Raw genomic sequence first — 18,706 nt, forward strand, 5'->3', positions numbered from 1 at the left:
CTCACCTATCGGTACCGAGTCCGCTGTTCATCGTCTCGCCGCGCCCCGTCCCGCGCAGGCGATTCGAGCCGGTCCCGACCTCGGGACCAGCCCCGTTCGACCCGGTTTCGGGGTCGTCGTCCACCTTGTCTTTCGCGCCGCCGCCTTGCGCGCCGTCGAGCTTGGCGACCGCGACGGCCGCCTTGCGCAGCACCTTCCCGCTCTGCTCGAACCCGTCGGACCGGACGGCCGTCACCGTGCCGTCGCGCAGCGGGTCGTCGACGGGCGTCACCGCGACCGGCCGGTGGCGGGACGCGTCGTAGGGGGCGCCGGGCTCGACCGCGAACCGCTCCACGCCGAGCCGCGCCAGCGCGTCCGCGACGTCGTCGGCGACCGCCTCCAGCAGCAGCGCCGTCTGCCTCGGGTCCGGCGGGTCGGTCATGTCCGGGGCGGAGAGCCGGCGCGACTCGCGGCGCGCCTGGTCGTGCAGGCGGTACAGCGCGGCGCGGACCGGCTCCAGCATCGCCTGGAGCTCGCCGCGCCGCAGCCGCTGGTTCTCCTCGTGCAGCCGGTCGATGACGGCCTCGCGGTGCGCGGCGCGCTCGTGCTCGCGGTCGAGCCGCGCGGCCAGCCCCGCCAGGGCGTCCCTGACGTCGGAGCGGAACGCCTCGCCCTCCGGTCCCTCCGGGCCGGGCGGGGCGGTGCCGCGTACGGCGGTGGCCGCCGCTTCGTCCCCGGCGTCCCTTCCGGGCGCGCGCTCCGGCTGGGCTCCGGAGTCCTCGTTGACTGGGGGGTCCCCGTCCCTCGACACGTGGAGTTACCTTAATCCTGGGTGGCATGAGGCGATAGGCCTGCTGATGACCTTCATTGGACTCTAGTTTGACCCGTACCCGTCATTCCAGCACCGCCAACGGCGCGGTTTTGTCGTGGCGAGACCTCCGGGTAACGCCGTGGAAACAGGCTTCGCCGAAGGTGATGGCAGCGGAGAGCGGAGGTCGCGATGTTGCTGCGGATACGTGTCCGGCTGCCCGATCGCCCCGGATCGCTGGGGCAGGTGGCCCGCACGCTGGGCGCGGCCGGCGCCGACGTCGTCCAGATGTCGGTGCTGGAGCGGGACAACGGCCGGGCGATGGACGACTTCACGGTCGCGTGGCCCGCCGGGGCGGGGCTGGAGCGGCTGATCGACGGGCTGGAGGCCGTCCCCGGCGTGGAGGTCGCCGGGGTATGGCCGACGGCCGAACCCCAGGGCTGCCCGGAGGCCGCCGTGATCGGGCAGGTCGCGGCCCGTCCGGGACGCGGCGCCGAGATCCTCGCGGACGCCGTCCCCGCCATCCTGAGCGCGGACTGGGCGGTGCTGGCCGAGCCGAAGGGCGGGGACCCCGGCGAGGCGGTGATCGTGTATGCCAGCGTCGGCGGCCAGGCAGGGGCCGATCTCCCGGGCCTCCTGCCGCTGCGGCCGCGCGCCTTCACGGCGCCGGACGGCACGCACTACGCGGTGTGCCCGATCACCGGTGGCAGCGCCGCGCTCGTCGTCGCCCGGACCGGCGCGCCGCCGTTCCACCGGACGGAGGTGTCCCGCCTGGAGCAGCTCGCCGGCGCGGCGGACGCCGTCCTGACCGGCGAGCGCGCCGGAGACTCCGCCCTCTGACCCGGCTCACTTCAACAGGCCGAGGACGCCGTCCAGGTCGGTGAGGCAGGCGTCGGAGCCGAGTCCCTGCGCGACGGTCGCCGCCGCCGCGGTGCCCCAGCGCGCCGACTCCAGGACGTCCCGCTCCTGGACGAGCCCGGTGATGAACCCGGCGCAGTAGGCGTCGCCGCAGCCCGTGGTGTCGACGACCTCGACGGGCACGACCGGCAGCCGCTGCACGCCCTTGGCCGTCGCGACGAGGCTGCCCTCGCTCCCGAGCGTGACGACCACCGTCGCTGGCCCCCTGCCGAGCAGCGCCGCGGCGGCCTTCTCGGGGTCGCTCTCCCCGGTCATCGCGGCGGCCTGCTCCTCGTTGGGCAGGAAATGGTCGACGTGCGGCAGGAACGCGGCGGCGCCGTCGAGCAGGTCGGGCATGCTGGACAGCAGGTCCATCGTCACCACGGTGCCGGTCTCGCGGGCGTGGGCGAGCATCTCGAAGAAGGCCGGGTCGTTGAGGCCGAACGTGACGTCCGGCCCGCCCAGGTGGACGACGCTCGCCGCGGCGAGCAGCCCGGGGCCGACGGCGCCGGCGGTGAGGGTCAGGTTGGCGCCGGGGACGTGGAAGCTGGGGCGCCCGCCGTCCGGCCGGATCGGCAGGATCGACGCGCTCGTCTGGTCGGCGGTCCGCCGGACGAGCCCGCGCACGTCCACACCGTTGCGCGTCATGACGGCCACCAGCAGGTCGCCGAGGTCGTCGTCCCCGATCGCGCCGACCGAGACGACGTCGTTGCCGAGCCTGGCGAGCGCCACCGCGGTCCCGGCGGCGGCGCCCGCGGCGGTGGCCCTGATCTCGTCCACGACGACGGTGCCCTGACCGTCCGGGATGCCCTCGACGGGCCGCGCGAGCACGTCGAGGATGTGCGCGCCCAGTGTTACAACCGTCATGACCAGACCCCTTGAAGATCGTCAGGGTCGTAGCGTACGCGGTGAGGCCCGGGAAACGTGAGAGGTATTCGTATGTTGCTGAGGGACGAACGGGACGAGCTGTGCGCGATCGGCCGCCGCCTGGCCGGAACCGGCCTGGTCACCGGAGCGGCCGGCAATATCAGCGTCCGGTCGGGCGACCTTGTCGCGGTCACGCCCGGCGGAATGATGCTGGACCGGATGGAGCCCGCGGACTGCCCGGTGGTGAATATGTCTGCCCGGCTGGTCGAGGGGTACCGGGCGCCCTCGTCCGAGACCCCGATGCATCTGGCCCTGTACGAGACGACCCCGGCGGCGGCCATCGTCCACACCCACTCGACCTATGGCGCCGTCGTGGCGACGACCATGTCCGAGCTGCCGCCGATCCACTACAACACCCTCCTGCTGGGCGGCGTGGTGCAGGTCGCCGAATACGCCACCTACGGGACGCCCGAGCTCGCGGAGAACGTCCGGGCCGCCATGGCCGGGGGGAAGCGCGCGGCGCTGATGGCCAACCACGGCGGCGTCACGATCGGCCGCGACCTGGAGGAGGCGTTCGAGAACGCCCGCCTCCTGGAATGGCTGTGCGGCGTCTACGTGCGGGCCAAGGCGATCGGCGAGCCCCGCGTCCTCACCGGCGACGAGCTGGCGGCGGTGGTGGAGCGCGGCCTGCGGCCCCCGGAGTTCCCGCGTGTAACCTAACGCTTGTTAGGTCACCGTGGGAGGTCCGCTTTGCCCTTCGTCCTGATCGACAGGCCGCGCCCGCACATCACGCTCATCACGCTCAACCGGCCCGAACGCATGAACGCGATGGCGTTCGACGTCATGGTCCCGTTCCGGGAGGCGCTGGAAGAGGTCAGCCGCGACAACGACACCCGCGTCGTCGTCATCACCGGCGCCGGGCGCGGCTTCTGCTCCGGTGCCGACCTGGAGAACGCCGGGGACATCCCCGGCATCGACGGGCTCACGCTCCCCACCATCGCCCTGCGCTCGATGGAACTCCTCGACGACGTGGTCCGCGCGATGCGCCGCGTCCACCAGCCGGTCATCGCGGCGGTCAACGGCCCCGCGATCGGCGGCGGCCTCTGCCTCTCCCTGGCCGCCGACATCCGGCTCGGCGCCGACACCGCGCTGTTCCGCGCCGCCGGGATCAACAACGGCCTCACCGCGAGCGAACTCGGCCTCAGCTACCTGCTGCCCCGCGCCATCGGGTCGTCCCGCGCCTTCGAGCTGATGCTGTCCGGCCGCGACGTGGACGCCACCGAGGCCGAACGCATCGGGCTCCTGTCCCGGGTCGTCCCGCCCGACAAGCTCCTCGACTCGTGCTACGAGCTGGCCGAGCGGATCGCCGGGTTCAGCCGCCCCGGCACCGAGCTGACGAAGCGGATGCTGTGGTCGAGCCTGGACGCCGCGAGCCTGGACGCCCACATGGGACAGGAGGGCCTGGCCCAGCTCTACGTCCGTCTCACCACCCACAACTTCGAGGAGGCCATCAAGGCCCGCAAACAGAACCGCCCCCCGGACTTCAAGGACTGACGGACGGCGGCCGGCGTGACAGGCTGAGCGGGTGCCGAAGCTCTCGCCTGACGACGCGCGGCGGCTGCTGGCGACGGTCCCGGTCGTGCGCCTGGCGACCGTCGGGGAGGACGAGCGGCCGCATCTCGTTCCGGTGACGTTCGCCGTCCACCGGGGGACCGTCTACACGGCCGTCGACCACAAGCCCAAGAGCACGCGCGACCTGCGGCGGCTGGCCAACATCCGCGCCAATCCGCGCGTCGCCCTGCTGGCCGACCATTACGAGGACGACTGGAACCGCCTCTGGTGGGTTCGCGTGGACGGCCACGCGTACGTCGTCGAGGACGCCGCGAGGACGGCCGAGCCCGTCCGTCTGCTCGCCGACCGCTACCCCCAGTACCGCGACCGCCCGCCCGAGGGTCCGGTGATCGCCGTCACGATCGACGGCTTGAGCGGCTGGGCGGCGTCGTAGGCGTCGGGCCCATGCGTCAGTCCCAGGCGCCGCCGATCTTCGCGAGGTCGGCGGCGTACTCGATGCGGGTGGACCACTCGCCGGGCCAGGCGTCCATGCCGAGGTGGGCGCCGGCGAAGGCGCCCGCGAGGCAGGCGATCGAGTCGGAGTCGCCGGAGCTGGCGGCGCCCCGCCAGATCGCCTCGACCGGCTGCTCGGGGAACAGCAGGAAGCACAGGAGGCCGGTGGCCATGGCCTCTTCGGCCGTCCAGCCCGCCCCGGTGATCTCGCAGGGGTCGGACGCGCGGTCGCCGCGTCCGAGGGCCTCGTCCAGGTGGTCGAGGACGGCCAGGCACTCGTCCCAGCCGCGGGCGATGAACGTCTCGGGGGCGTCCATGCCCGGCTGCTGCCAGAGCGCGCCGAGCCAGCGTTCGTGGTAGACGGTGCGCTGGTCGTGGCAGCGGGCGCGGAGCGCGGCGGGCAGGTCGGACGGGTCCATGCCGTCGGCCAGCCACCGGACGGCGAACGCCGTCAGCTCGCTGGCGGCCAGCCCGGTCGGGTGCCCGTGGGTGAGGGCGGCCTGGAGCTGGGACGCGCCCGCCCGGGTCTCGTCGGTGAGGCCGGGAGCGAGGCCGACCGGCGCGACGCGCATGTTGGCGCCGCAGCCCTTGGAGCCCGCGACGGTGGCCTCCACCCAGGGCTTCCCGGACGCCAGGCCCCTGCACGCGCGCAGGCAGGTGTGGCCCGGCGCGCGGTCGTTGTCGGGGCTGTCGAGCCAGTCGATGAAGCGCCGCCGCCACAGCGGCGTGATCAGATCGGCGGTGAAAGGAGGGTTCTCCAAAGCGTCCAGGAGAGCGAGGCCGACCGCGATCGCCATCTGCGTGTCGTCGGTGACCAGCGCCGGATCGCCGTTGAGCTGCGTCGGCCCGTGCTCGCCGAAACGGCGGTGGATCTGCTTCATGGTGAGGAACTCGGTGGGCGCGCCGAGGGAGTCCCCGTACGCCGTTCCGAACATCGCCCCGCTCGCCCTTCTCATGGGCGGCATTCTGCCTCAGTCGGTACGAGCGCTGCGGAAACCGGCGGGCGTCATGCCGTAGCAGCGGACGAACCAGCGCGTCAGATGGCTCTGGTCGGCGAACCCCGTCACCGCCGCGACGTCCCCGATCGCCTCGCCCCGGGCGAGCAGCCGCCGTGCCGCGCGCAGCCGCAGCTGGCGCTGGTAGTCGCTCGGCGCCATCCCGTAGGCCCGCCGGAACCCGCGGTACAGCGCGAACCTGCTGCACCCCGCCGCTTCGGCCAGCTCGTCGGCGCCCACGTCGTCCAGCGCCTCGAGCCGCCGCCGCGCCCGCTCGACCGCACCCGTCGCGGGCGAGGCGCGCAGCGGCCGCGTCGATGCCCGGCCGGCCATCGAGCCGACCGTCGCGGTCAGCAGCTCGTCGCGCCGCAGCGCGGACGCGCCGTCCAGCAGCGCCGCGTGCAGGCCGCGCAGATTCCCGGCCAGGACGGGATCGGCCACCACGGGCGAGTCGAACAGCGGCGGCCCCACCGGGCGGCCGGTGATGTCGGCGAGCACATCCGAGACCAGCTCCGGGCCGATGTGGACGATCCGGTACGTGAAGCCCAGCTCGTCGGCGGGGTGGCCGTCGTGCGGGTCGTCGGGGTTGAACGCGAGGACCATCCCGGCCGCGCTGGTGTGGGCGTCGCCCCGGCACCGGAACGCCTGGTAGCCGTCCTCGGTGACGCCGAACGAGTACGTCTCGTGGCTGTGCCGGTGGTAGACGTGCCGCTCGAACCGCGCGTGCATCGCCTCCAGCGGACGGTCGGCCGACCGCCAGTACCTGCTCCATTCCACGTGGCCCAGTCTGCCGCGCACGAGCGTTCAAGACATCCCGCGCGCCCCCGGGCACGCTCGTGGCCATGCGTTTCGACACCAAGATCGGGATCGTGGTCCGGGACGACCTGGCCGCCTGGCAGCGGCTCAACGTCACCGCGTTCCTCGCGAGCGCCGTCGCGGGCCGCTTCCCGGGCGTCATCGGCGAGCCGTACGAGGACGCGTCGGGCAACACCTACATGGCGATGTTCCGGCAGCCCGTCCTGGTCTACGAGGCCGGCGCCGAGGAGATCCGCAAGGCCCACACACGGGCCCGCACCCGCGAGATGGACACCGCCGTCTACATCGAGGACATGTTCAAGACCGGCCACGACGAGGCCAACCGCGAGACCGTCCGCGCGGTCTCCGCCGACGAGATGCCGCTCGTCGGGTTCTGCGTCCACGGCCCGAAGAACGGCGTGGACAAGGTCCTCAAGGGGTTGCGCCTGCACCCGTGAGCCCGGCCATCTCGCCGAGCCGCTCGCGGTGCCGGTCGGGTGTCCCGAACAGCTGCCGGGACCCCTGGGCCCGCTTGAAGTACAGGTGCGCGTCGTGCTCCCACGTGAACCCGATGCCGCCGTGCAACTGAATCGCCTCGCCGGCGGTGTGGAAGAAGGCGTCCGAGCAGTACGCCTTCGCCAGCGCCGCCGCGTGCGCCAGCTCCTCCGGGCTCTCGTCGGCCACGGCCGCCGCGTGCAGCACCGCCGACCGCGCCGACTCCACCAGCACGAACATGTCCGCGCACCGGTGCTTGATCGCCTGGAACGACCCGATCGGGCGCCCGAACTGGTGCCGCACCTTCGCGTACTCCACCGTCATGTCGAGGGTCGCCTGCGCCCCGCCGAGCTGCTCGGCGGCCAGCGCCACGGCCGCGACGTCCAGGGCCCGCCTGACGGCGTCCTCTCCACCGACCTCGCGTGCCGCGACGCCGTCGAACTCGATCCGCGCCAGCTTCCGCGTCTGGTCAAGCGTGGGCAGCACCTTGCGCTCCACCGCCGCCACGTCCTCGACGGCGTACAGCCCGACGCCGTCCGCGCCCTGGGCCACGACGAGTATCAGATCGGCGATGTGCCCGTCCAGGACGAAGTTCTTCGTTCCGCGCAGCTTTCCGTCCTCGAACGTGGCCGCCACGGACCCGGGATCCCAGCTCCCGCCGTCCTCGGCCACCGCCAAGGTCGCGATCGTCGACCCGTCCGCGATCCGCGCCAGCAGGTCGTGCCCGCCGTCTCCGGCCTCCAGCGCCGCCGCGGCCGTGATCGTGGCGAGGAACGGCGCGCACACCACGGCCCGTCCCATCTCCTCGAACACGACGGCCAGCTCCCGCATCCCGAACCCCGCGCCGCCGTGCTCCTCGCCGATCGCGAGGCCCTGCAGCCCGAGCTGCCCGGCCATCTGCGCCCACACCCCGGGGTCGTGGCCCTCGGCCGTCTCCATGAGCCGCCGCACCTCGGCGGAAGGGGACCGGTCGGCGAAGAACCGCCGCAGCGTGTCCTTCAGCTCCCGCTGTTCCTCCGTGACGACGAGCTGCATCCGGGTGGCCTCCCCACATGTCCTGAACCGCCCGGCCATCATGCCGCAGCCCGCTCATCCGCTCGCACGCGCTCCCGCCCACCGGGACGGTCAGGGCGCCCAGTCATGCGGCCCGAGCACGTATCCCTTGCTGGTCGAATGCAGGTGGTTGGCCTCCACCAGGTGCCCGAGCGCGGCCCACAGGTCCTCCTCGGGCGCTCCGACGAGCTCCTCGATCGTGTCGAAGTCCGCCGCGCCCCCGCCCTTGTCGATCGTCGCGACGGTCTCGTACACGGCCAGCTCGAAGTCCGACAGCTCCTGGACGTCCCCGCGCCTGAACTCTCGCTCATCCATAGACGAACCGTGCCCGTTCCCGGCCCGTTCTACCTGCCGCGAACGGGACCCGGGCCGTACGCTGGAGACGTACGCTCATACAACTACGATCTGTATGCGGAAGGTGGCGCTCTGCTCATATACTCGCCCGCGAGGAAAGGAGCAGAGCATGACTGTGATGGTTCATGACCCTCTGTCGCACGAGGACACCGACGTTCTCCTGGAAGGTTTCCTCGCCCTTGAGACCCCCGAGGGCTTCCGAGCCGAGCTGATCGACGGAGAGATCGTCGTGACCCCACCCCCCCTTGGCGACCATGAGGATTGGATCGCTGAGATCTCCTTGCAGATCGTCCGAGACTCCCCTCGGCGATTCCACTGGGCCGGTCAGAAGGGATTGATCATCCCTGGTGACGGTGAAGGCCGGGAGAACCGCGTGATCCCGGACATGATCATTGCTCCCGCGGAGCTGCGTTTCTTCCGAGGGACTCCCGAATGGCTGCGTCCCGACCCCGATCGTGTCGCCATGGTCGTCGAGGTGACGTCCTCAAGGCCAGGGCCTGATCGGGGCAGCAAGCGGTACGGGTACGCGCGGGCTGGAATCCCGCTCTACCTGCTGGTGGACCGGGGTGAGGAGACGGTGACGCTGTTCAGCGGACCCGACGAGACGGCCTACAGGCACACGGACCAGGTGCCGTTCGGCAAGGCTCTCCCCTTGCCCGAGCCGTTCGAGATCGAACTGGACACCTCCGGGTTCGCCTGAGGCGTCAGCCGTAGCGCTTCATTTCGTGGAAGAAGTCGGGGACCGTGGTCAGAGCGCCTGAGGACGACACCTCGTCGTAGACGTAGCGGGCCACCGCCAGGTCCAGGACGCCCAGGCCGAACGGGGAGAAGACCACGGGCTTGTCCGCGGACGGGGTGGTCCTGCCGGTGAGGACGTCGTAGAGGGTCCCGTCGACGAAGTCGCGGTGGCCCACCTGCTGTTCGGCCAGGTGGGGGGACGTGTCGGCCTTCAGGCAGTGCTCGATGTCGTCGACGATGTTGCACGACGACAGGATGATCTCGGGGGAGAGGTCGCGCAGCGACACGTGCAGGACGAGGGGGTTGTGCGCGAACCAGGCGGGGTCGGTGACGTGGGGCTCCCCGGCGACCGTGGCGAAGACGACCAGGTCGGACGAGCGGATCAGGGACTCGGCCGACTCGTGGATCGTGATCTCGCCCTTCTCCGAGCGTTCCAGGTAGCCCTTGAAGCCCTCGGCGTGCTCCGAAGAGAGGTCGTGGATGCCCAGGGTGCCGAACGTGAAGCCGTTGCCGGCCAGGTAGGTGTGGATGTACCGGGCGATGATGCCGACGCCGATGAAGCCGACGCGGCGGGGCCGGTCGCCGCGCCGGTCGGCGAGGGTGGCGGCGGCGAGGGCGGCGGACGCGGCGGTGCGGGCGGCGCTGATGATGGAGCTCTCCAGGCACGCGAACGGGTAGCCGGTCTCGGCGTCGTTGAGGATCAGGACGGCGGAGGCGCGGGGGATGCCGTTCGCGACGTTGCCGGGGAAGCTGGAGATCCACTTGATGCCGTGCACGCCGACGTCGCCCTTGACGGAGGCCGGCAGGGCGATGATCCGGTCGGACGGGCGGTCGGGGAAGCGCAGGAAGTAGGAGTCGGGGTTGACGGTCCGCCCCTCGCCGTGCAGCCGGTAGGCGTCCTCGACCATCCGGGTGACCTGCTCCTCCCGCCCGGCGACCGCGTCGTGGATCTGGGCGCCGGAGATCACGGCGAAAGAGGGGGCCTGCGTCATCGAAAATGCTCCGTGGTGTTCTGGGGTGATCAGGCGTCGAGGATATCCGGCAGCTCTGCGCCGAAGTGCTCGCGGAGCCAGCCGTCCTCGTAGATGGAGTCCAGGTAGCGCTCGCCGAGGTCGGGGGCGATGGCCACCGCGACCGGGTCCTCGCCGGGGTACTTGGCCTCCAGCCAGCGGGACGCGCCGGACACGACGGTGCCGGTGGAGCCGCCGAACAGGAACCCCCGCGAGGACAGGGCGCGGACGGTCCGGATCGTGTCGGGCTCGGGGACGTGGACCACGTCGTCGATGAGCGACTCGTCCACCAGGCCGGGCTTGCTGCTGGTGCCGAGGCCGGGCACCATGCGGCGTTCGGGGATGCCGCCGAAGGTGACGGACCCGACCGCGTCGACGGCGACGATCGTGACGGGACGGTTGCGCTCGCGGAAGTAGCGGGCGCAGCCCATCAGGGTCCCGGTCGTGCCCGCGCCGACGAAGAGGACCTCCAGGCCGGGGAACTCCCGGTCGATGGATGGAGCGGTCCCACGGTAGTGGGCCAGCCAGTTGTTGCGGTTGGCGTACTGGTTGAGCCACACGTACTCGGCGCCGGACTCGCACAGGTCGCGCACGTGGGCGATCCGGCCGCCGAGGTAGCCGCCGTTGGCGTCCCGGTCGGACACGACCCGGACCTCGGCGCCGAGCGCCCGCATGACCCGCATGGACGCGGGGTTGCAGCGCGGGTCGGTGACGCACACGAACCTCAGCCCCCGGCTCGCCGCGATCAGGCTGAGCGCGATGCCGAGGTTTCCGGACGACGACTCGACGATGATCGAATTCTCGGTGAGCGCGCCCTCCGCCTCGGCCGCCTCCACCATTGCGGCGGCGGCCTTCAATTTGACCGACCCCGCGAAATTGAATCCCTCGCATTTGAGGTACAGTGGGCGATCGATGACATGCCGCAGATCGACGTAAAGGTCGTCGACATTGAAATCCTGCGGCGCGGTGATTATCGGCACACTGCCACCTTCAAATGAAGAAACAAATCCCTCATCGTCCCCCGGAGTTCGCCGCGGTCTCGCGCCCGGCCATGGCGAAGCATCACGGTACCGGCGTGCATCTTCTCCACGCAACCCCCTACTTACCGACGGGTAGTGGCGAATGCGAGATGCTTCTGGCATACCACGGATAAGGTATGTCCTCCGCTTGTTTTGGTGATGACGGTGGAGAAGTTCTACATCACGGAGAGTAATGATGAATGCTCGCGGGCCCGCCGTGGACCGGTTGCTTCCCCTGGCCGGGCTGCCCGCCCTCGACGTGCCCGCGGCCCAGGTCGAGCGGGCCCGGGAGCTGGCCGCCCGGCACGGCATGCTCCGCGAGGAGAGCGTGGACCTCGCCGATCCCGTGGTCGCGCGGGTGGAGCGGTTCGCCGCCGAGCGGGACCGTCCCGCCGTCACCGATGGGGCGCGCACGCTCTCCTACGCGGAGCTGGCGGGGGAGGCGCGCCGGCTGGCCGCGCTGCTGGTGGACGAGGGCGTCGAGCCCGGAACGGTGGTCGGCGTCGGCGGGCCCCGCAGCGCCGGCGTGATCGCGGCGTTCCTCGCCATCGAGCTGGTCGGCGCCCTGTACGTGCCCGCCGACGAGGCGTGGCCGGCGGGGCGCGTCCGCGACGTCCTCGCCCAGGCGGGCGCGTCCGTGCTGGTCATGGCGGACGATGCGGGCGCGCCGGCCGAGGGCGCCGCGGAGACGGGCTGCCGGGTGGTGCGGGCGGCCGCGGCGGAGGGCCTCCGGCCGTGGGCCGGTGAACCCCGCTCGCACACTCTCGGTCTGCCCCGGTACGTCCTGTTCACCTCGGGGTCGACGGGCCGCCCCAAGGGCGCGGTCGTCGAGCACCAGGGCATGGTCAACCACCTCTGGGCCAAGATCATCGACATGGGGCTGACCGGCGCGGACGTCGTCGCGTTCACGGCCCCGCTCGGCTTCGACATCTCGATCTGGCAGATGCTGTGCCCGCTGCTGCTCGGCGGCCGGGTGGAGGTCGTCGGCGACGAGGTCGCGCACGATCCGGTCGCGTTCGCGCAGGCCGTGGACGAGCGGGGCATCACGGTCGTCGAACTCGTCCCGACCATGGTCAGGCACCTCCTCGACGACCTGGCCCCCGGGCTCCGTCGTTCCGGGGGGACGCCCCCCGGGCAAAGGCCCCTGCAAGGCCTCCGCTGGATGATCGCCACCGGCGAGGAACTGCCCGCGGAGCTGTCGCGGCGCTGGCTGGACGCGATGCCGCACGCCCGCCTCCTCAACGCCTACGGCCCGACCGAGTGCTCCGACGACGTCACCCACCACACCGTCACGGCCGGCGACCTGGACCTTCTCCGCCTGCCGATCGGCACGCCGATCGTCAACGCGCGCCTGCACGTGCTGCGCGAGGAGGACGACGGCACCTGGTCCGCCTGCGACATCGGCGAGACCGGTGAGCTGTTCGTCGGCGGCGTGGTCGTCGGGCGCGGCTACCTGGGCGACGACGAGCGGACCCGCGAGGCCTTCTACCGCGACCCGTTCGGCGACTCCCCGACGGGCCGCCTCTACCGGACGGGCGACGCGGTGCGGCTGCTGCCGCCGGGCGCGGGCGGCGAGGACCGGCCCACCCTCCAGTACCTGGGACGCGTCGACCGCCAGGTCAAGATCGCCGGGGTGCGGATGGAGCTGGGCGAGATCGAGGCGGTGCTGCAGCGGCACCCGTCGGTGGGGGCCGCCGCGGTGGTCGTGCACGAGTACCCGGCCGGGTGAATCATCACTCTTCGTAACCGTCCTGGGTCGAATGTGTTGTGAACCTTTGTCAACCGGCGAGCGTCGGCGGCCATGAACGGCGGGTCGACCGCCGCCTGCTTTGTCACTCCTGTTAGCAATGGGCCGGGCCAAGTTCTGCTTTTGAGGGGATTGCGAGGCATGTGACAGGCTGGTTGACTGTGGCTCCGCTACTCCTGAGTAGAACGTGGGTCCAGGGCGGTCCGGGGCAAGGGCGGAACATGGCGGCGCTCTGTATTGACCGGACCACGGTGCGTTGGCTCCCGGGTGGACGCGGGGCGATCGCGTTCCCGGAAGGGACTCGGGGTGAAAGGGGACGGGGAACAGCCCGATTTCTGTGGTCATTCTCTTTCATTTTCTGCCCGTCGGCGCCGGGCCGGTGCCGACTTCGGGTGTAAAGCAAACCCCCTTCGACCGGGAAAGTGCCGCTTGATGTCCACCGAGTACGTTCCTCTTTCGGCCGCTCAGCGGAGCGTCTGGTACGCGCAGCAGCTGGCTCCCGAAACGCCGATTCACATCGCGCAGTACATCGAGATCGATGGGCCGCTCGACCACGGGCTGTTCGACCGGGTGGCGCGCATCGCGGCGCACGAGGCACTCGCGCAGAACGCGCGGCTGGCCGACGTCGACGGCGTCGCGCACCAGATTCTCGACCCGGACGCGAGCGCGTCGATCCCCCTCGTGGACCTTTCCGGCGAGCCCGACCCGGAGGCCGCCGCGCGGGCGTGGACGGACGCGCGGATGGCCGAGCCGCTGCCCGCGGACGGCGAGCGGCTGTTCCACACGGCGCTGCTGCGGCTGTCGCCCGAGCGGCACCGGTGGTTCGTGCGCGCCCACCACGTGGCCCTGGACGGCTACGGCGGCCTGCTGATCAGCCGCCGCGCCGCGGAGGTCTACACCCTCCTCGCCTCCGGCGGCGAGTACGAGGCGGGAGAGCTGGGAGACTTCCGGAAGGTCCTCGCCGAGGAGGAGGACTACCGCGCGTCGGAGAGGTTCGAGCGCGACCGCGCGTACTGGACGGAGCGGTTCGCCGACAAGCCGGTCGCGGTGTCGCTGTCGGACGCGATGGCCGAGCCGACCGCCGACTACCTGAGCCGCATCACCGTCATCCCGCCGGACGAGACGGGCAGGCTCGCGGCCGGCGCCCGCCGGCTGCGCACCGCGGCGCCGGGACTGGCGATCGCCGCGACCGCCGCGTACGTGGCGCGGATGACCGGCACCGAGGACGTCATCCTCGGTCTCGCGGCCGCCTGCCGCACCACCGAGGCCGCCCGCGAGACCCCCGCGATGCTGTCCACGGTGCTGCCGCTGCGCGTGCGCGTCGACCCGGACATGACCGTGGAGGAGCTGGTCCGGTCGGCGACCCGGGCGACCGCGCGGGCGCTGCGCCACCAGCGGTACCGGCGCGACGACCTGCTGCGCGACCTGAAGCTGCTCGGCGAGCGCCACCGCCTGTACGGGCCGGTCATCAACGTCATGCCGTTCGACTACCGGCTGGACTTCGCCGGCCTGCCGGCCAGGGCGCACGCCATCACGACCGGCCCGGTCGACGACCTGTCGATCAACATCTACGACAACTTCGACGGCGCGGGCATGCGCGTCGACTTCGAGGCGCACCCCGGCCTCTACACGGAGGAGCAGGTCTCCGCGCACCTGAACCGCTACGTCGGGTTCCTGCACGCCCTCGGGGACGCCGACCCGTCCACGCCGCTCCACGAGGTGGAGCTGCTGGACGACGCCGAGCGGTTCCGCGTCCTGGAGGAGTGGAACGACACGGCCCTGCCGGTCGCGCCCGGTGCCGTCCCGGACCTGTTCGAGGCGCAGGCCGCCGCGACACCGGACCGGACGGCCGTCGTCGCCGGGGAGACCCGGCTCACCTACGCCGAGCTGAACGACCGCGCGAACCGCCTCGCCCGGCACCTGATCGAGCGCGGTGTCGGCCCCGAGGACTTCGTCGCCCTGTCCCTGCCCCGCGACGCCGGCCTCGTCGTCGCGGCGCTGGCCGTCATGAAGGCGGGCGCCGGGTACGAGCCGATCGACCTGGCGTACCCGCCCGACCGCATCGCCTACATGCTGGAGGACGCCGCCCCCGCCTGCGTCATCACGACCCGGGACGCGGAGCTGCCCGGCGGGACGCCCCGCGTCGAACTCGACGCCCTCTCCCTGGACGGCCACTCCGGCGCGGACGTCACCGACGCCGAGCGCGTCCGGCCGCTCCGCCCCGCCAACCCGGCGTACATCATCTACACGTCCGGTTCGACGGGCCGCCCCAAGGGCGTCGTCATCTCCCACGCCAACGTCCTGGACTTCTGCGCCGAGTCCATGGCGAGCTACGGCGCGGAGAGGATGCGCCGCGTCCTGTTCTCCACGTCGCTGAACTTCGACGTGTCGCTGTTCGAGTGGCTGGTGCCGCTCACATGCGGCGGCGAGATCGAGGTCGTGCGCGACCTCCTGGAGATCGCCGAGCGCGGCGGCTGGTCCGGGACGCTGATCAGCGGCGTGCCCTCCGCGCTCGCGGTGCTGCTGGGCCGCGGCGGGCTCCGGCTGGACGTCGGCGACATCGCGTTCGGCGGTGAGGCGCTGCCGCCCCAGCTCGTCCAGGACGCCCGCGCGCTGCTCCCGGACGCGCGGATCTCGAACATCTACGGCCCCACCGAGGCGACGATCTTCGTCACCGGCTGGTACGACGACGGCAACCCCGAGGGGATCGCCCCGATCGGCCGCCCGATGGCCAACACGCGCCTCTACGTGCTGGACGGGCGGTTCCGGCCCGTCCCCGTCGGCGTCCCCGGTGAGCTGTACCTGGCGGGGGACGGGCTGGCGCGGGGATACCTGCACCGCCCCGCGCTGACCGCCGACCGGTTCGTGGCGTGCCCGTTCGGCGCGCCGGGCGAGCGGATGTACCGGACGGGCGACCTGGTCCGCTGGAACCACGCCGGGGAGATCGAGTACCTCGGCCGCCTCGACCACCAGGTGAAGGTCCGCGGGTTCCGGATCGAGCTGGGCGAGATCGAGGCGGCGCTGTCGGCGCACCCGGCCGTCACGCAGAGCGTCGTCGCCGCCCGCCGCGACGCCGTCGGCGACGGCGTCCTCACCGGCTACGTCGTCGGCGCGGTCGATCCGGGCGAGCTGCGCGCGTTCGCCGCCAGGACCCTGCCCGCCTACATGGTGCCGTCCGCGATCATGGTGCTGGACGCGATGCCGCTGTCCCCGAACGGCAAGCTGGACCGGTCCGCGCTGCCGGAACCGGACTTCACGGCGGCCCCCGCCTCGCGCGGGCCGCGCGACGCCCGCGAGGAGATCCTCTGCGGGATCTTCGCCGGCGTCCTCGGCCTGGACCGGGTCGGCATCGACGACGGGTTCTTCGACCACGGCGGCGACTCGCTGAAGGCGACCCGCGTCGCGGCCCGCGCCCGCGCCGCGCTGGACGTGGAGCTGCCGGTCCGCGCGCTGTTCGAGGCCCCCACGGTCGCGGGCCTCGCCGAGCGCATCGGCGCGGAGGCCGCGGCGGGGTCCGCCGCCGGGCGCCCGGCGCTGCGTCCCGCCGAGCGCCCCGTCCCGCTGCCGGTGTCGTACGCGCAGGAGCGCCTCTGGTTCCTGAACCGCCTCGAAGGGCCGACCGCCACCTACAACATGCCGATCCCGCTGCGGCTGACCGGCGCGGTCGACCACGACGCGATGCGGGAGGCGCTGCGCGACGTCGTCGCCCGGCACGAGTCGCTGCGGACGCTGTTCGGCGACGCCGACGGCGAACCGCACCAGGTGCTCCTCGCGCCCCGGGAGGCCGAGCCGCGGCTGACGATCGGCGAGACCGGCGACGTGCGAGGCGCCCTGTTCATGGACGCCACGCGCGGCTTCGACCTCGCGAACGAACCGCCGATCCGGGCCCACCTGTACCGGCTGGGCGAGGACGAGCACCTCCTCCTGGTCGTCCTGCACCACATCGCCGGGGACGGCTGGTCGCTGGCGCCGCTCTCCCGCGACCTCATCACCGCCTACCTGGCCCGCCGCGACGGCCGCGCCCCCGAGTGGGCGCCGCTCGCCGTCCAGTACGCCGACTACGCGCTCTGGCAGCGGGAGCTGCTGGGCTCCGAGTCCGACCCCGGCAGCCTCGCCGCGCGCCAGATCGCCTACTGGCGGGACGCCCTCGCCGGGCTGCCCGACCAGATCCGGCTGCCGCACGACCGGCCCCGCCCGGACCGGGCGTCCTACCGGGGCGGGCAGGTCGTCTTCGACGTCCCGGCGGAGCTGGCGGACGGACTGGCCGCGCTCGCCCGCGACCACCAGGTCAGCCTGTTCATGGTCCTGCAGGCCGCGCTCGCCGCCCTGCTCACCCGGCTCGGCGCGGGGACCGACGTGCCGATCGGCTCGCCCGTCGCGGGCCGCACCGACGCCGCCCTGGACGATCTCGTCGGCGTCTTCGTCAACACGCTCGTGCTGCGGACCGACACCTCCGGCGACCCGTCGTTCGCCGAACTGCTCGCCCGCGTCCGCGAGGCCGACCTCGCCGCGTACGCGCACCAGGACGTCCCGTTCGAGCGGCTCGTCGAGGTGCTGAACCCGGCGCGGTCCCTCTCCCGGCACCCGCTGTTCCAGGTCATGCTGACCCTGCAGAACAACCCCGAGGCGTCCGTCGACCTGCCCGGCCTGAACGTCGCCGTCGAGCCGGTGGACGCCGGGGTCGCCAAGTTCGACCTGGAGTTCCTCCTGGAGGACGCCCGCGACGGCCGGGGCGGCCTCACCGGAACGCTCGAATACGCCCTCGACCTGTTCGACCGGGAGACCGCCGAGCGGCTCACCGCCTGGTACCGGCGGACCCTGGAGGCCGTCGTCGCCACGAAGGCCGCCGCCACGGTCGGCGGCCTCGACCTGCCCGGCCTGCCCGAGCTCCCCGCAGCCACGCCCGTCGAGGGTCCGCTGGACAAGCGGCTGGTCGCGTATGTGGTCGCCGCCCCCGGCCAGGCGCTCGACACCGAGGAGCTGCGCGCCCACATCCGGGGGAGCCTGCCCGAGTCGATGGTGCCCGCGGCCGTGGTCGTCCTGGACGAGATGCCGCTCACCCCGAACGGCAAGGTCGACGTCAAGGCGCTGCCGAAGCCGGAGCTCGCGCCCGCGCCGGCGCCCGCGTCCCGCGCCCCGTCCGGGGAGGCGGAGGAGGCGGTCGCGGCCGTGTTCGCCGAGCTGCTCGGCGTGGCGCGGGTCGGCGCCGACGACGACTTCTTCGCACTCGGCGGCAACTCGCTCATCGCGATGCGGGTCGTCAGCCGCGTCCGCCGCGTCCTGGACACCGAGCTGCCCGTCCGGGCGCTGTTCGAGGCCCCGACCGTCGCGGGCCTTGCCGCCCTGCTCGGCGGCGGCGCCGAGCCGGGCCGTCCCGCGCTGGAGCGGCGCGAGCGTCCCGGCGTGGTGCCGCCGTCGTACGCGCAGCAGCGGCTCTGGTTCCTCAACCGGTTCGAGGGGCCGTCCGCCACCTACAACATGCCGCTGGCGCTGCGCGTCCACGGCCCCCTGGACGTGGACGCCCTCCGCGCGGCCATCGGCGACCTCGTCGGCCGGCACGAGACGCTGCGGACGATCCTGCCCGACAGCGGGGGGACGCCGTACCAGCTGGTCCTGGACCCGGCCGCGGCCCGTCCCGAGTTGGAGGTCGCCGGTACGACGGAGGCGGAGCTGCCGACGCGGCTCGCCACGGCCGCCGGGTACGCCTTCGACATCTCCGCCGAGCCGCCGCTGCGCGCCCACCTGTTCCGGGTCGGGCCGGAGGAGCACGTCGCGCTGCTGCTCATGCACCACATCGGCGGGGACGGCTGGTCGCTGGCACCCCTCGCCCGCGACCTGATCACCGCCTACGGGGCGCGGGCGGGCGGGCACGCCCCTCAGTGGGA

Annotated in this window: 16 protein-coding genes; 8 read left to right on the forward strand and 8 right to left on the reverse strand. The window is 72.6% G+C overall.

Annotated features, from left to right (window positions below):
* Position 1: 1 nt before the first annotated feature.
* Positions 2-790, reverse strand: coding sequence for a nucleotide exchange factor GrpE (grpE, locus tag E1281_RS10010; protein ID WP_131877002.1), 789 nt, complete (start codon positions 788-790; stop codon positions 2-4).
* 189 nt (positions 791-979) lie between these two features.
* On the opposite strand from grpE, the gene E1281_RS10015 reads away from it, so the two are divergent.
* Positions 980-1,627, forward strand: coding sequence for an ACT domain-containing protein (locus E1281_RS10015; RefSeq protein WP_131877003.1), 648 nt, complete (start codon positions 980-982; stop codon positions 1,625-1,627).
* Between the two features lie 6 nt (positions 1,628-1,633).
* On the opposite strand, the gene E1281_RS10020 is transcribed toward E1281_RS10015, so the two are convergent.
* Complete coding sequence (locus E1281_RS10020) at positions 1,634-2,551, reverse strand: sugar kinase (RefSeq protein ID WP_131877004.1); 918 nt, start codon at positions 2,549-2,551, stop codon at positions 1,634-1,636.
* A 72-nt stretch (positions 2,552-2,623) separates the two neighbouring features.
* Between E1281_RS10020 and E1281_RS10025 the strand changes: the two genes are divergently transcribed.
* The 3 genes from E1281_RS10025 to E1281_RS10035 are packed head-to-tail and all read left to right on the forward strand — an operon-like array spanning position 2,624 to position 4,556.
* Positions 2,624-3,271 carry a class II aldolase/adducin family protein gene (locus E1281_RS10025; protein WP_131877005.1) on the forward strand — a complete coding sequence of 216 codons (648 nt, stop codon included), beginning with the start codon at positions 2,624-2,626 and terminating at the stop codon, positions 3,269-3,271.
* A 30-nt stretch (positions 3,272-3,301) separates the two neighbouring features.
* The gene (locus tag E1281_RS10030; protein WP_131877006.1) at positions 3,302-4,105 is read left to right on the forward strand and encodes an enoyl-CoA hydratase; all 804 of its coding nucleotides are present in this window, start codon (positions 3,302-3,304) and stop codon (positions 4,103-4,105) included.
* A gap of 31 nt (positions 4,106-4,136) precedes the next feature.
* Complete coding sequence (locus E1281_RS10035) at positions 4,137-4,556, forward strand: TIGR03668 family PPOX class F420-dependent oxidoreductase (protein ID WP_131877007.1); 420 nt, start codon at positions 4,137-4,139, stop codon at positions 4,554-4,556.
* Positions 4,557-4,572: 16 nt separating this feature from the next.
* On the opposite strand, the gene E1281_RS10040 is transcribed toward E1281_RS10035, so the two are convergent.
* Both E1281_RS10040 and E1281_RS10045 read right to left on the reverse strand, forming a co-directional pair.
* Positions 4,573-5,571 carry an ADP-ribosylglycohydrolase family protein gene (locus tag E1281_RS10040; RefSeq protein WP_243716776.1) on the reverse strand — a complete coding sequence of 333 codons (999 nt, stop codon included), beginning with the start codon at positions 5,569-5,571 and terminating at the stop codon, positions 4,573-4,575.
* Positions 5,572-5,586: 15 nt separating this feature from the next.
* Positions 5,587-6,387 (reverse strand): AraC family transcriptional regulator, encoded by an 801-nt coding sequence (locus E1281_RS10045; protein ID WP_243716778.1) that lies wholly within the window; start codon positions 6,385-6,387, stop codon positions 5,587-5,589.
* 65 nt (positions 6,388-6,452) lie between these two features.
* Between E1281_RS10045 and E1281_RS10050 the strand changes: the two genes are divergently transcribed.
* Positions 6,453-6,863, forward strand: a complete 411-nt coding sequence (locus E1281_RS10050) for a DUF2000 domain-containing protein (protein WP_131877008.1) — start codon at positions 6,453-6,455, stop codon at positions 6,861-6,863.
* Here E1281_RS10050 and E1281_RS10055 read toward each other — a convergent pair.
* Together E1281_RS10055 and E1281_RS10060 are read right to left on the reverse strand one after the other, a co-directional pair.
* Positions 6,838-7,935, reverse strand: a complete 1,098-nt coding sequence (locus tag E1281_RS10055; protein ID WP_131877009.1) for an acyl-CoA dehydrogenase family protein — start codon at positions 7,933-7,935, stop codon at positions 6,838-6,840. The two genes, E1281_RS10050 and E1281_RS10055, sit on opposite strands and share 26 nt — an antisense overlap.
* Before the next feature lie 90 nt (positions 7,936-8,025).
* Positions 8,026-8,268, reverse strand: coding sequence for a hypothetical protein (locus tag E1281_RS10060; protein ID WP_131877010.1), 243 nt, complete (start codon positions 8,266-8,268; stop codon positions 8,026-8,028).
* A gap of 148 nt (positions 8,269-8,416) precedes the next feature.
* Here E1281_RS10060 and E1281_RS10065 point away from each other — a divergent pair, with 148 nt between their 5' ends.
* Positions 8,417-9,007 carry a Uma2 family endonuclease gene (locus E1281_RS10065; RefSeq protein ID WP_207943204.1) on the forward strand — a complete coding sequence of 197 codons (591 nt, stop codon included), beginning with the start codon at positions 8,417-8,419 and terminating at the stop codon, positions 9,005-9,007.
* A 4-nt stretch (positions 9,008-9,011) separates the two neighbouring features.
* Here E1281_RS10065 and sbnB read toward each other — a convergent pair whose 3' ends face one another.
* Together sbnB and sbnA are read right to left on the reverse strand one after the other, a co-directional pair.
* On the reverse strand, positions 9,012-10,037 hold the full coding sequence (gene sbnB / locus E1281_RS10070) for a 2,3-diaminopropionate biosynthesis protein SbnB (RefSeq protein ID WP_131877011.1): 1,026 nt from the start codon (positions 10,035-10,037) through the stop codon (positions 9,012-9,014).
* 29 nt (positions 10,038-10,066) lie between these two features.
* Positions 10,067-11,035 carry a 2,3-diaminopropionate biosynthesis protein SbnA gene (gene sbnA / locus E1281_RS10075; protein WP_131877012.1) on the reverse strand — a complete coding sequence of 323 codons (969 nt, stop codon included), beginning with the start codon at positions 11,033-11,035 and terminating at the stop codon, positions 10,067-10,069.
* A 232-nt stretch (positions 11,036-11,267) separates the two neighbouring features.
* Between sbnA and E1281_RS10080 the strand changes: the two genes are divergently transcribed.
* Entirely contained in the window at positions 11,268-12,803 is a 1,536-nt protein-coding gene (locus E1281_RS10080; protein WP_243716780.1) for an amino acid adenylation domain-containing protein, read from the forward strand.
* A gap of 450 nt (positions 12,804-13,253) precedes the next feature.
* The coding region (locus E1281_RS10085; RefSeq protein ID WP_131877013.1) for a non-ribosomal peptide synthetase at positions 13,254-18,706 on the forward strand (5,453 nt) is incomplete at its 3' end.

The sequence above is a fragment of the Actinomadura sp. KC345 genome (assembly GCF_004348515.1).
In the GTDB taxonomy this organism is placed as follows: Bacteria; Actinomycetota; Actinomycetes; order Streptosporangiales; family Streptosporangiaceae; genus Spirillospora.

Excerpts from the sequence above, each read along its gene's own strand:
- E1281_RS10015 (WP_131877003.1), top strand. The coding sequence starts at position 980 with ATGTTGCTGCGGATACGTGTCCGGCTGCCCGATCGCCCCGGATCGCTG.
- E1281_RS10020 (WP_131877004.1), bottom strand. The coding sequence starts at position 2,551 with ATGACGGTTGTAACACTGGGCGCGCACATCCTCGACGTGCTCGCGCGG.
- E1281_RS10025 (WP_131877005.1), top strand. The coding sequence starts at position 2,624 with ATGTTGCTGAGGGACGAACGGGACGAGCTGTGCGCGATCGGCCGCCGC.
- E1281_RS10040 (WP_243716776.1), bottom strand. The coding sequence starts at position 5,571 with ATGAGAAGGGCGAGCGGGGCGATGTTCGGAACGGCGTACGGGGACTCC.
- E1281_RS10050 (WP_131877008.1), top strand. The coding sequence starts at position 6,453 with ATGCGTTTCGACACCAAGATCGGGATCGTGGTCCGGGACGACCTGGCC.
- E1281_RS10055 (WP_131877009.1), bottom strand. The coding sequence starts at position 7,935 with ATGCAGCTCGTCGTCACGGAGGAACAGCGGGAGCTGAAGGACACGCTG.
- E1281_RS10060 (WP_131877010.1), bottom strand. The coding sequence starts at position 8,268 with ATGGATGAGCGAGAGTTCAGGCGCGGGGACGTCCAGGAGCTGTCGGAC.
- E1281_RS10065 (WP_207943204.1), top strand. The coding sequence starts at position 8,417 with ATGACTGTGATGGTTCATGACCCTCTGTCGCACGAGGACACCGACGTT.
- sbnB (WP_131877011.1), bottom strand. The coding sequence starts at position 10,037 with ATGACGCAGGCCCCCTCTTTCGCCGTGATCTCCGGCGCCCAGATCCAC.
- E1281_RS10080 (WP_243716780.1), top strand. The coding sequence starts at position 11,268 with ATGATGAATGCTCGCGGGCCCGCCGTGGACCGGTTGCTTCCCCTGGCC.